A 12,473-nucleotide genomic window follows, 5' to 3' on the forward strand; every position below is an offset into this window, starting at 1 on the left:
CAGTGGGCACTCTCCCGCCGCTGCCAGCTCGCGCACATCCAAAGCCTTGAGGCCGGTGTCCGCATGCTGATGCACCGACTGTCCCAGCCGGTTGGGGGCAAGGGCAGCAAGCGGGCACCGGGCGGATACCGCAGCAAGGGCGAGTGGTTCCACAAGTCCCGGCGTCTGCACACCCTGGAGCAGCGTCTCGACGTCGCGCGAGCCGACCGGGAGAACGGCGTCGTGCACATCGTGCGCGGCGGCCGAAAGCTGCTCAACAACCGGCGCAGCCTCCAGGCAGTGCAGCTCACCGAGGCCGAGTGGCGGCAGCGGTGGGAGGCGGAGCGCTGGTTCCTGGCCGCTGACGGCGAGTCGGGCAAACGCTTCGGGAACGAGACGATCCGTGTCACCCCGGACGGTGAAGTGTCCCTCAAACTGCCCGCGCCGCTGGCACACCTGGCGAACTCCAAGCTTGGCCGGTACGTCCTGGCCTCCCGCATCGCTTTCGCGCACCGGGGCCGGGAATGGCGGGACCGGATCGACGGCAACCGGGCCGTCGCCTACCGCATCCACTACGACGCCCCGCGCGGGCGCTGGTACCTCACCGCATCCTGGCAGCGCCCCGTCATCCAGACGATCCCGCTGGAGACGGCACTCACGAGCGGTGTGATCGGCGTCGATACGAACGCCGACCACTTCGCCGCCTACCGCCTCGACACCCACGGCAATCCGATGGGTGAGCCGCACCGGTTCTTCTATGACCTGTCGGGCACCGCGGACCACCGGGACGCGCAGATCCGGCACGCCATCACCCAAGTACTGCACTGGGCCAAACGACGCGGCGTCAATGCCATCGCCATCGAGGATCTGGACTTCCAAGCGGAGAAGACCCGCGAGAAGCACGGCCGCAAGAAGCGGTTCCGGCAACTCATCTCCGGCATGCCCACCGGCAGGCTCAAGGCCCGGCTCGTCTCCATGGCCGCCGAAGCCGGTCTGTCGATCGTCGCGGTTGATCCGGCTTACACCTCTCAGTGGGGCGCCCAGCACTGGCAGAAGCCGCTTGTCACCCCACGTCGAAAGATGTCCCGTCACGATGCCGCCGGTATCGCGATCGGACGACGCGCCCTCGGGCACCCGATCCGGCGACGGACGGCACCGCCCCGCGACAACCGGAGTGATCGTCGCGGGCATCGGACCGTCCAGGCCGACCGTGGTACCCAAGAGCGTGAGGGAACCCGCCCACCCGTCACGGACCGTGCACACGATGCACGCGCCCGAGCGGGAACCACACGAGGAACGCGGGAGACCAGCGCATCCACAACCGTTCGGGATGCGCGCAGTGCCGGGACGTGGGCCCAAGACTCACTCCCGCTCACTGACTAGGAACGGTCCGCTCACCCGACTCGAAGGCCAGCAGCCGCTCCTTCCGCTCCACCCCGCCGCCGTACCCGGTCATGCTGCCGGACGCCCCGATCACCCGGTGGCAGGGCACGATGATGCCGACCGGGTTCTTCCCGTTGGCCAGGCCCACCGCCCGGGAGGCATTCGGCTTCCCGAGCCGGCCGGCCAGCTCTCCGTACGACCAGGTCTCGCCGTACGGGATGCGCTGGAGCTGCGCCCAGACGCTGCGCTGGAACTCGGTGCCCTCGAGACGGACCGGCAGGTCGAACTCGGTCAGCTCCCCGGCGAAGTACGCCGTCAGCTGCCGCACCACCTCCGGGAACGGCTCCTCGGCGGCATCGACCCGCAGGCCGAAGGACTCCTCCGGCGGCCGGTGCCGCTGCCCGGTCATGTACAGGCCACTGAGGATCCCCTCGGTGGCGACCAGGGTGAGCGTCCCGTAAGGACTGTTGACGACGGCGTGCTGCTTGTGCTGCCTGTGCTGCTTGCTGTTCACGATCGTTCTCCTGAAGAAGATGAAGTCTGGGGCGGTCAGGCGGGCAGCAGATTGATGGGGTGGTCGTCCGTCGCCCACAGGTACTGGACGGCGTACGCCCGCCACGGCCGCCAGCCGGCCGCCCGGGCGGTCAGCGCGGCCGGCGAGGACGGCAGCCCCAGCCCGGCCGCCGCCCGCCGCACCCCGAGATCGGACGGAAGAAACGCGTCCGGGTCACCCAGCGCGCGCATCGCGATCACCTCGGTGGTCCACGGCCCGAACCCCGGCAGCGCCGCCAGCTGCGCCCGCGCCGCCTCCCAGTCGCTGTCGATGCCCAGCGGCAGCGAGCCGTCCGCCAGCGCCCCGACCAGCGTGGTGAGCGTCGTCCGCCGGCTGCGCGGCAGCGCCAGCGCCTCCGGATCCAGCCCGGCCAGCGCCTGCGGCGACGGGAACAGGTGGGTCAGCCCGCCCTGCGGGTGGGGATCCTCTACCGGCTCGCCGTACGCGGTCACCAGCCGGGCCGCGTGGGTCCGCGCCGCCGCCGTGGACACCTGCTGGCCGAGCACGGCCCGTACGGCGAACTCCGCCGCATCGACCGTACGCGGCACCCGGCGCCCGGGCGCCTTGTCCACCAGCGGCGCCAGCAGCGGATCCGACCGCAGCTGCTCGTCCACCGCCTCCGGATCGGCGTCCAGGTCCAGCATCCACCGGCACCGGCTGATCGCGATCGTCAGATCCCGCAGATCCGTCAGCGCCAGCTGACAGCCGATGTGGTCCGGCTGCGGCGTCAGCGACACGACCCCGGTCCCGTACGGCAGCCGCAGCGTCCGCCGGTAGGCCCCGTTCCGCCACTCCTCCACCCCGGGTACGGCCGTCGCCGCGAGATGCCCGAACAGGTTGTCCGGGTTGAGCGGAGCCCGGTAGGGGAGCCGCAACGACAGCGTGCCGGGGGTCTGGGACGGGGCCGAACCATTGGCCCGGGCGGCCCGGGCCCGCAGCTCACCCGGGGCGAGTGCGAACACCTCGCGCACCGTCTCGTTGAACGTCCGGATGGAGGAGAATCCGGCCGCGAAGGCGATGTCGGCCATCGGCAGCGCCGAGGTCTCGATCAGCAGCCGCGCGGTCTGGGCGCGCTGCGCCCGGGCCAGGGCCAGCGGCCCGGCCCCGAGCTCGGCGTTCAGCTGCCGCTCCACCTGCCGGGCCGAATACCCCAGCCGGGCAGCCAGCCCCGGCACGCCCTCCCGGTCGACGACCCCGTCCCGGATCAGCCGCATGGCCCGCGCCACGGCATCGGCCCGGGCGTTCCACTCGGGCGAACCGGGACTGGTGTCCGGCCGACACCGCTTGCAGGCCCGGTAGCCGGCCTGCTGGCAGGCGGCGGCACTGGGCAGGAAGGTCATGTTCTCGACCTTGGGGGGAACCGCGGGACAGCTGGGCCGGCAGTAGATCCCGGTGGTCCGCACGGCGGTGAAGAACCACCCGTCGAACCGCGCGTCCTTCGACTGGACGGCCCTGACGCAACGCTCGGTGTCGGTGTGCATGGATCCAGCATCCGGGGAGTAAGGGTGCCGCGGCTGGCGGTTTTCCGACATCAAGGATACGGGGCCCCGTGCTCGGGTATACGGGGCTCCTGGCGCGGGCCCGCTTCTTCGCCCCCCTCTCGGGGCCGGGGTGCGGCGGGGTTTCCCGCCCGCCCCCGCGGGCTGCGGTCAGACGGAGTCCGGTGGTGGGGGCGCGGTGCTTTGCCTCCGCTGGGCGGAGTCCAGAGCCGGACTCGGAGCTCCGGGGCGCACCCCGCGGGCCCGCTGGCCCGTTGAGCGGTACCCGCCCTGCCCCGCTGGGGCGGAGCCCCGGTTTCGGGGAAGGCTCCGCATAGCGGTCCGCCCGGGCTGCGATCCCGGCCGGTTGCGGGGCGGGGCCCGGGGGTATGGGGTTTTTCCTGAACGGAATCAGGTGGTGTCCGGGGGCTGCCCGTCAGTCCCAGTGTCGTTCCGTGTCGGCCGTCGGCCTCAAGGGCGCTCCTTCGTCGCGTCGCTTCGCGATTCCGCTGCGCTCCACCCTTGCCCCCGCCGTCCGCCCCGGAAAGACAAGGACTGTCGGGAAGCCCCCGGGGGAGGGACGGCATGGGGAACGTGTCCCAGATACGGCCGAATCCGGGAGGGCCGGACGGCGGCTCCCGCCCGACCGGCCGCCCTTGCGGGCGGAGAGCTCCATTTCCTCGAAGCCGGGACCCATTTAGCGAGGCCAGACCATGGGGCGCCGCCGATCGCTACGCGCTTCTCCCGTCTCAGCGTCCTCAGACCGCCCGTGGCCGGACATAGGCCGCCAACGACCACTACACCCTCCGGCCGGTTTGGCGTCCGAGGACCGGCTGTGGGCGGACACAAGCCGCCACCGACCACCACCGATTGCCTCCCGCTCCTGTCATCTCGGCGAGGTGCGCACATGAGGGATCATGAAGGATGCGCCCGGATGACTGGCACCTCGCCCAAGACCTCGACGACTTCCTCGCCCGAGCCGGAGACTTCCTGCGCTCGCGCCCCGTCATGCACAACACGCCGCTGACAACGCTCGAGAAACTGCGAACGCGTGGTGCGGGCGCATTCGGCTCCGGAGCCACCGTCTTCGGCCGACTGGAGTCAGGGGGCGAGGTCAGCGCCATCTTCTACCGCACCCCACGTGGCCGCCTGACCCTCACCACCCTCGCCCCCGAGCAGGCCGACACACTCGCTGCCCACCTGGCCGCGCTCGGACACTCCTTCACCGGCGTCACCGCGGACCACGACACCGCCACCGCTTTCGCCGAGGCATGGCAGCGGCAGACGGGCGCGGCGCCGGTACGCGACTGGCGGGGCCGTCTCCACCGACTCCACACGCTCACCCCGCCGGAGCCGGTTCCAGCGGGCCGAGGCCGACTCGTGGGCGAGTGGGACCATGAGCACCTCATGAGCTGGTGCCGTGAGTTCGCCGCGGACGTCGGGGAAGTCGTCTCCATCGACGCCGCTTCCTGGGAGGACACACGCTTCGCCGAGAAGCGCTATACCTTCTGGGAGACCCCAGACGGCGTGCCCGTCTCGATGGCGGGCGTGAACCCGATGGTCGCAGGCCAGGTCCGGGTGGACCCCGTCTACACCCCGTCCCACCTCCGGGGCCGCGGCTATGCGGGCGCTGTGACGGTCGAGGTGAGCAGGGCTGCGTTGGCCGCAGGCGCGACGGACGTCGTCCTGTTCACAAACCCGGCCAACCCCACCAGCAACGCCCTCTACCAGCGCATCGGATACGTCCCGGTCACCGACTTCACTGGGTACAACCTCTCCTGCAACGCACCAGAAGCCGACCAGTCTCGGGCCGCCGGGTAGTGGTCGTTGGCGGCTTGTGTCCGACCACAGCCGGTCTTCGGACGCCAAACCAGCCGGAGCGCGTAGTGGCCGTTGGCGGTCTATGTCCGGCCACGGCCGGTCCGTCTGTCGCCTGACGGCAGAAGCGTGTAGCGATCGGTGGCGGCTTATGTCCGGCCACGGCCGGTCCGGAGACGCTAAACCGGCCGGAGCGTGTAGCGATTTGGCGCGCCCCATGGTCTGGCCTCGCCAAATGGGCTGGGGCTTCGGGGAAATGGAGCTCTCCGCCCGACAGGGCGGCCGGTCGGGCGGGAGCCGCCGACCCACTGCATACGCATGGCCGCATCTGGGACACGTTCCCCATGCCGGCCCTCCCCCGGGGGCCGCCCGACAGTCCTTGGTCTTTCCGGGGCCGGCCGGTCGGTCAAGGGTGGAGCGCAGCGACATCGCGAAGCGACGCGACGAAGGAGCGCCCTTGAGGGACCGGACGGACACGGAAGAACAGTGAGGACTGACGGGCAGCCCCCGGACACCACCTGATCCCGTCCAAGAGAAAACCCCCACCCCGGGACGCCGCCCGGCAGTCGGGCGGGGCCGCTGCGCGGGGACGTCCCTCGCCCCGTCCGTTCCCGAAGCCGGGGCTCCGCGCCCGCGTCCGCATGGCAGGAAGAGCGGGGCTTCCGCCCCAGCCAGCCCAGCGGCGGGTGCCGCTCAACAGGCCGGGCGGGCCCACGCCGGGGGCCCCGCAGCGCGGCCCGGCGTCCGGACTCCGTCCGACCGCAGCCCGCGGGGGTGGGCGGGAAACCCCGCCCCGCCCTGGCCCCGAGAGGGGGGCGAAGAAGCGGGCCCGCGCCAAGAGCCCCGTACACCCGCGTTAGCAGCAAAGCGGGCCCGCGCCGGGACGAGGCCCCCCTCACACCGCCGCCGCCCCCGTCGCCAGCCGGTACGCGTCGCGGGCCAACGTAAGCGCGGTCAGGTCGTGGGGGCGGGAGAGGGAGTGGGAGGTGAGTTGTTCCAGGCGGCGCAGGCGGTTGAAGACCGTGTTGCGGTGGCAGTACAGGCGGGTGGCCGCTCGGCCCGCCGAGCCCTCCGAGGCCAGCCACGCGTCCAGCGTGTCCAGCAGGACCGCCCGGTCCGCCGGGTCCAGTTCCAGCAGCGGGCCGAGGACCGAGGCGACGAGCTCTGCCGCGAGTTCGGGCTGGCGGACGACCAGGGCGGTGGGCAGCCGGTCCGTGAGGCGGACCAGCGCGCGGTCCTCCGGACCGCAGGTGCGCAGGGCGGTCTCCGCCAGCCGGCGGGCCCGGCCGAGTTCGGTGAGGCCGTCCACCACCGGGCTGATCCCGCCCGGGCCCGGGCAGCGGTCGGTCAGTTCCGCCGCGAGCTCGTCCAGGGTGCACGCGCCCAGCGCCACCACCGCCAGTTCCCGTTCCGTCCGCATCCGCCAGAACAGCCGCATCCCGCCGACCGCCTCGATCCGGTGCAGCGCATCCCGCCGGTCGGCGGGCAGCACCACCACCGCGTACCGCCCCTGCTCCGGCAGGTCCAGGCCCGCGGCGGCGCGGGCCGCCAGTTCCACCCCGGCCTCGCCCTCCAGCAGCGCGTCCAGCAGGGCCTGGACCCGCTCGTCGCTGCGCCGCCGCATTTCCCGCTCGGCGGTCCGGTACGCCTCCGCCGTGGCCGCCGCCTGCTGCTCGATGCCCGCCCACATTGCGCCCGCCGTACGGGCCAGGACCGGCAGGGCGTCCGGATGCCGTTCGGTGACGATGTCCAGCAGGGCCTCCCAGGTCAGCCGCCCGGCCCGCCGGTACGCGTACAGCAGCAGGTCCAGCGGGAGGCCTTGGCCGGCCCGTCGGCGGCCCAGTTCCTCCGCGTACGCGAGGTCCTTGCGCGGCTCGGAACGGCGGGCGGCAAAGGCCTCGATGCCGTAGTGCATCGCCTCGCTGACCTGCTGCCAGTGCTCGTCCCGCGGTACTGCCAGGTCGAACAGCGGTGAATGTTTCACCAGGTCGCCGATCAGCTGGTCGGTGAGCTCCGGGATCCGTTCCATCAGTACCTCGGCGGCCCCCAGCAGGACCGACCACTCCACGTCCGTACGCGTTCTGTGCCCGCCCATGGGCGCTGAGGATGTCACTCCGGCCCCACCCCCGTCATGGACCGCGACCGCAGGTCTGTGCGCCTGCACAACCGGACCCCGCTTCCGGCTGGTCATCGGCAGCGATTCGGCTTCGGGCCGTGGACGCGCGGTCCGGCCGGTGCTGGTGTGTGCGCCAGCACAAGGACCAGTGCAAGGACCAGCACAAGGAAAGGCAGGGAGAGGACGTGGCTTCGCTTCAGGTGCGGGCGCTGTCCATCGGCTATGGGCCGGTGCGGGCGCTGCGCTCCGTGTCGCTGGACGTGCCGGCCGGTGCCGTGGTCGTCGTACTGGGAGGGAACGGCGCGGGGAAGTCCACCCTGCTGCGCGCGGTGTCCCGGACCCTGGGGTTCCACCGGGGCGCCGTCACCGGGGGAGGCATCAGCTTCGACGGGCGCCCGCTGGACGGGCTCAGCCCCGCCCAGGTGGTGGCCGCAGGGGTGGTGCAGGTGCCGGAGGGGCGGCAGGTGTTCGCCCGGATGAGCGTGGCGGACAACCTGCGGGCCGGGGCGCTGGGTGCGCGGGCCGGGTCCCGGGCCGAGGTGGCCGCCTCGCTCGCCCGGGTGCACGAGTTGTTCCCGGTGCTGGCCCGGCGGGCCCGGCAGCGGGCCGGGCTGCTGTCCGGCGGCGAGCAGCAGATGCTCGCCCTGGGGCGGGCCCTGATGGCCCGGCCGCGCCTGCTGCTGCTCGACGAGCCCTCCCTCGGGCTGGCTCCGAAGATGGCCGCGACCATCGCCGAGACGGTCACCGAGATCAATGCCGCCGGTACGTCCGTCCTGCTGGTCGAGCAGAATGCCGCGCTGGCGCTGCGGCTGGCCTCCGAGGCGTACGTACTGGAGGTCGGCGAGGTCACCCTGCAGGGCCCGGCCGCCGAGCTGGCGGCCTCCGACGAGGTCCGCCGCCGCTACCTCGGCATTGGCGAGCCCGGGGTGCCGGGCCCGCGCCGGCCCGCCCGGGAACTGCGCAGGTGGTCCGCATGAGCACCAGCGCCGGCGCAGAGACTGGCGCAGAGACTGCGTCCCTCGAGACCGCGCCCCCCGAGCTCGTCGTCGCCGACGTCACCGTCCGGTTCGCCGGGCTCACCGCCCTCGACGCGGTCTCCTTCACCGTGGCACCCGGCAGTGTGCACGCCGTCATCGGCCCCAACGGGGCCGGCAAGTCCACCTGTTTCAACGTGCTCTCCGGGGTGTACCGGGCCACCTCCGGCAGTGTCCGGTTCGGCGGGACCGAGCTCACCGGCCTCGCCCCGCACGCGGTGGCCGCCCTCGGTGTCGCCCGGACCTTCCAGAACCTGGCCCTGCCCCCGCACACCACGGTCGCCGACAGCCTGCTGCTCGGCCGCCACCGGCTGATGCGGTCCGGGTTCCTCGCCACCGGGCTGCGGCTGCCCGCCGCCGCCCGCGAGGACCGCCGGCACCGCGAGCGGGTCCGGGAGATCGCCGCCTTCGTCGGCCTGGAGGGCGACCTCGCGGCGCCCGCCGGCTCCCTCCCGTACGGGAAACAGAAACTCGTCGAGCTGGCCCGGGCCCTGTGCATGGAGCCCCGGCTGCTGCTCCTGGACGAGCCCGTCGCCGGGATGACCGCCGACGAGCGGCAGCGCACGGCCGCCGTCATCGCCGGTGTCCGCGACGGACTGGGCATTTCGATTGTGCTGGTCGAACACGACATGGGGGTGGTGATGCGGCTCGCAGACGCGGTGACCGTACTCGACTTCGGCAAGCGGATCGGCGGGGGCAGCCCGGCCGAGGTGCAGAACGATCCGGCCGTGGTCCGGGCCTACCTGGGGGAGGAGGAATGAGCACCTTCCTCGAACTGCTGCTCGGTGGGCTGTCCATGGGCTCCGTCTACGCCCTGATCGCGCTCGGTTTCGTGGTCATCTTCAAGGCCACCGAGGTGGTCAACTTCGCCCACGCCTCGCTGCTGCTGGCCGGCGGCTATGTCACCGCGACCCTCCACGAGGAGCTCGGCTTCTGGCCCGCGCTCGCGGTCGGGGTGGCCGCGGCTGCCGCCGTCGGCGCGGGCATCGAGTTCCTCGTCATGCGCCGCTACCGCGGCCAGGACCAGAGCGTCCTGGCCATCGTCACCATCGGCGTCGACATCCTGCTCATCACCGACCTCACCCGCCGCATCGGCACCGATGTCCTCTCGCTGGGCGACCCCTGGGGCAGCGCGGTGGTCCACCTCGGACCGGTCACCCTGGCCCAGACCCGGATCGCCGCGATCCTCGCCGCCGGCCTGCTCATCACCGTCTTCCTGCTGGTCTTCCGGTACACCTCCTGGGGCGTGGCCATGCGCGCCGCCGCCGAGAAGCCGGAGACCGCCGCGCTGATGGGCGTCCGGCTGGGCCGGGTCTCGCTCGCCGCCTGGGCGGTGGCCGGGGCGCTGGCCGCCGTTGCCGCGCTGTTCCTGACCGTGTTCCCCACCCCCGGCCTGGAGCGGTCCACCTCGCTGGCCGCCCTGAAGGCCTTCCCGGCCGCGATTCTCGGCGGCCTCGACTCCACCACCGGGGCGCTGGCCGGCGGCCTGATCGTCGGCGTCACCGAGGCCCTGGCCACCGGCTACCAGAGCCAGCTGACCTTCCTCGGCCGCGGGATCGGCGATCTCGCGCCCTACCTGGTGATGGTCGTGGTCCTGCTGATCCGCCCGGCCGGCCTGTTCGGTACGAAGGAGCTGGCGCGTGTCTGACCTTGTTCGCCGGGCCCTGTGGGCTGCCGGAGCCGTGGTGCTCCTCGCCCTGCCCTTCTATCTGGACCGGTTCTGGCTCCAGGCCGGCCTGTTCGCCATCGCCGCCGCCATCGGGGCCATCGGGCTCAACCTGCTCACCGGGGCGACCGGCCAGCTCTCCATGGGGCACGCCTTCTTCCTCGCCGTCGGCGCGTACGGCTACTGCGCCCTGGCCGGGGACGGTACGAAGGCCGGAGGCCACGAACTGGTCGGCCTGGGGCTGCCCAGCTGGCTGGCTGCGGTCCTGGCCGTCGCCCTCACCGGGGCGGTCGGCGGGCTGTTCAGCCCCATCGCCGGCCGGCTGCGCGGCGCCTACCTCGGCATCGCCACCCTCGCCCTGATCTTCATCGGCCAGCACGTGCTGTTCAACGCCACCAGCCTGACCGGCGGGTTCAACGGCCGCTCCGTCGAGCCGCTGTCCCTCCTCGGCCTCACCTTCGACGACACCGAGACCGTGATCGCCGCCGTGCCGTTCCAGTCCGCCGAGAAGCTCTGGTACGTCGCCCTGGCCGCCCTGCTGGCCTGTGCCCTGTTCGCCCGGGGCATCCTCCGGGGCCGCCCCGGCCGGGCCATGAACGCCATCCGCGACCACAACATCGCCGCCGGGGTGATGGGCGTGCCGGTGGCCCGCTACCGGGCTGCCGTGTTCGTCCTGTCCTCGATGTACGCCGGACTGGCCGGGGTACTGCTGGCCCTGGTCTTCCAACGGACCGTGCCCGACTACTTCGGCATGGTCCTGTCCCTCGAATACCTCGCCATGATCGTCATCGGCGGGCTGGGCACGGTGGCCGGCGCCGTCGTCGGCGCCGCCTTCGTCTCCCTGCTGCCCCAGCTGCTCACCCGCTACAGCGACGCCCTCCCGCTGGTGTCCGCCCCCGGCACCGGCGGGGTCTCCCCGGGCGAGGCCTCCCGCTACCTGTACGGCGCAGCCGTCGTCCTGGTCGTGCTGTTCCTGCCCGGCGGCCTCATGCGTATCACCGCCATGCGTATCACCGCCCTCACCCGCCTCACACCTTCGAAGAAGGAGCAAGCGTGAAGAGATCCGGATTCGGCACCGCGGCCCTGGCGACCGCGCTGGTCCTCACCGTCGCCGGCGCCGCTGCCGGCTGTAGCAGCAAGGCCGGCAGCTCGGACAAGGACCAGCAGGGTGCCGGCGGGGTGAAGACCGGCGACGGGGTCTCCGACTCCGCCATCCAGCTCGGCGTGCTCACGGACATGACCGGGGTCTACGCCTCGCTCGGCAAGAGCGTCACCCAGGCGCAGCAGCTGTGGGCGAAGCAGACCAACGCCGCGGGCGGCATCTGCGGCCGGAAGATCGAGCTGACCGTACGCGACCACGGCTACGACCCGCAGAAGGCGCTGGCCGCGTACACGGAGCTGGAGCCCAAGGTGCTGGGCTTTGCGCAGTTCATCGGCTCGCCGTTCGTGGCCGCGGTCAAGGAGCGCATCGACGGCCAGGACAAGGGCCTGGTGGTCCCGCAGGCCTGGTCCGCCTCGCTGCTGGGCAGCCCGTACATCCGTACGGTCGGGGCGACGTACGACATCGAGACGGTCAATGCCATCGGCTGGCTGCTCGACCAGAAGCGGATCGCCTCCGGGGACAAGATCGGGCACGTCTACTTCGAGGGCGACTACGGGGAGAACGCGTTGGCCGGCGCGAAGCACGCGGCGAAGGAGGCCGGGCTCACGGTGTTCGAGCAGAAGATCAAACCGACCGACAACGATATGACGGCGCAGGTCGCGGCGCTGAAGCAGGCCGGGGTGAAGGCGGTGGTGATCAGTGCGGGCCCGCGTCAGGCGGCCTCGCTGGTGGGGGTCGCGGCGGCGGGCGGCTGGAACGTCCCGTTCGTCGGCAACAACTCGGCCTACGCCCCGCAGCTGCTGGCCACCCCGGCGGGGGCGGCCCTGCAGAAGGACTACTACGTCGCCGCCTCCACCCTGCCGATCGGCTCCGAGGAGCCGGGCCCGGCGGGTCTGGCCGCCGCGTACAAGGCGGAGTACCCGGGCGCGGGGCTGGACAACGGGGTGGTGGCCGGCTGGACGGCGGCGAGCATGTACGGGGAGGTCCTGAAGAAGGCCTGCGCCGACAAGGACCTCACCCGGGAGGGCGTCGGCAAGGCGCTGCTCGGCCTGAAGGCGTACGAGAGCGGCTTCGGCATCACCCACGACTTCTCGGACCCGAAGACCCCGTCCACCCGCCAGAGCATCATCATGAAGCCGGACGAAAAGGTCCCGGGCGGCCTGAAGGTAATCAAGGAAGCAACAGTCGCCCCGGCAGCCCGCAACTTCACCCCCTCCGGCTGACCGGTTTCAGCCCCGCCGGCGTTTGAGGCGCGGGGTCCGGGGCGGAGCCCCGGGGGCTCCGGCGGAGCCCCGCCGGGCCTGCCGGAGCCGCCGGGACAAACGAGAGGGGCCCGGACGCCAT

Annotated in this window: 10 protein-coding genes; 7 read left to right on the forward strand and 3 right to left on the reverse strand. The window is 72.3% G+C overall.

Features of this window, described 5'->3' with window-relative positions; all coding sequences use genetic code 11:
* Positions 1-1,362, forward strand: a 1,362-nt coding sequence (locus ABT123_RS24880) for an IS200/IS605 family accessory protein TnpB-related protein (RefSeq protein ID WP_351318441.1), incomplete at its 5' end; no start/stop codon positions are given.
* Here ABT123_RS24880 and ABT123_RS24885 read toward each other — a convergent pair.
* Positions 1,352-1,876: a methylated-DNA--[protein]-cysteine S-methyltransferase gene (locus tag ABT123_RS24885; RefSeq protein WP_351318443.1), complete on the reverse strand. Its 525-nt coding sequence runs from the start codon at positions 1,874-1,876 to the stop codon at positions 1,352-1,354. The genes ABT123_RS24880 and ABT123_RS24885 overlap by 11 nt on opposite strands.
* 35 nt (positions 1,877-1,911) lie before the next feature.
* Positions 1,912-3,396 carry an AlkA N-terminal domain-containing protein gene (locus ABT123_RS24890; RefSeq protein WP_351318445.1) on the reverse strand — a complete coding sequence of 495 codons (1,485 nt, stop codon included), beginning with the start codon at positions 3,394-3,396 and terminating at the stop codon, positions 1,912-1,914.
* A gap of 921 nt (positions 3,397-4,317) precedes the next feature.
* On the opposite strand from ABT123_RS24890, the gene ABT123_RS24895 reads away from it, so the two are divergent.
* Complete coding sequence (locus tag ABT123_RS24895; protein WP_351318447.1) at positions 4,318-5,214, forward strand: GNAT family N-acetyltransferase; 897 nt, start codon at positions 4,318-4,320, stop codon at positions 5,212-5,214.
* 892 nt (positions 5,215-6,106) lie between these two features.
* Here the strand turns inward: ABT123_RS24895 and ABT123_RS24900 are convergent.
* Complete coding sequence (locus tag ABT123_RS24900; protein ID WP_351318449.1) at positions 6,107-7,306, reverse strand: PucR family transcriptional regulator; 1,200 nt, start codon at positions 7,304-7,306, stop codon at positions 6,107-6,109.
* 206 nt (positions 7,307-7,512) lie between these two features.
* Here ABT123_RS24900 and ABT123_RS24905 point away from each other — a divergent pair, with 206 nt between their 5' ends.
* Genes ABT123_RS24905 through ABT123_RS24925 form a run of 5 tightly spaced genes read left to right on the forward strand, consistent with a single transcriptional unit; the run spans position 7,513 to position 12,352 of the window.
* Complete coding sequence (locus ABT123_RS24905) at positions 7,513-8,304, forward strand: ABC transporter ATP-binding protein (protein ID WP_351318451.1); 792 nt, start codon at positions 7,513-7,515, stop codon at positions 8,302-8,304.
* Positions 8,301-9,122: an ABC transporter ATP-binding protein gene (locus ABT123_RS24910; RefSeq protein WP_351318453.1), complete on the forward strand. Its 822-nt coding sequence runs from the start codon at positions 8,301-8,303 to the stop codon at positions 9,120-9,122. Before ABT123_RS24905 ends, ABT123_RS24910 begins: the two co-directional genes overlap by 4 nt.
* Entirely contained in the window at positions 9,119-10,009 is an 891-nt protein-coding gene (locus tag ABT123_RS24915) for a branched-chain amino acid ABC transporter permease (protein WP_351318455.1), read from the forward strand. Before ABT123_RS24910 ends, ABT123_RS24915 begins: the two co-directional genes overlap by 4 nt.
* Positions 10,002-11,084 (forward strand): branched-chain amino acid ABC transporter permease, encoded by a 1,083-nt coding sequence (locus tag ABT123_RS24920; RefSeq protein ID WP_351318457.1) that lies wholly within the window; start codon positions 10,002-10,004, stop codon positions 11,082-11,084. Before ABT123_RS24915 ends, ABT123_RS24920 begins: the two co-directional genes overlap by 8 nt.
* Before the next feature lie 26 nt (positions 11,085-11,110).
* On the forward strand, positions 11,111-12,352 hold the full coding sequence (locus ABT123_RS24925) for an ABC transporter substrate-binding protein (RefSeq protein ID WP_351318646.1): 1,242 nt from the start codon (positions 11,111-11,113) through the stop codon (positions 12,350-12,352).
* The last annotated feature ends 121 nt before the right edge of the window (positions 12,353-12,473 follow it).

It is taken from the genome of Streptomyces sp. NPDC002054 (genome assembly GCF_040296685.1).
Classification (GTDB): domain Bacteria; phylum Actinomycetota; class Actinomycetes; order Streptomycetales; family Streptomycetaceae; genus Streptomyces.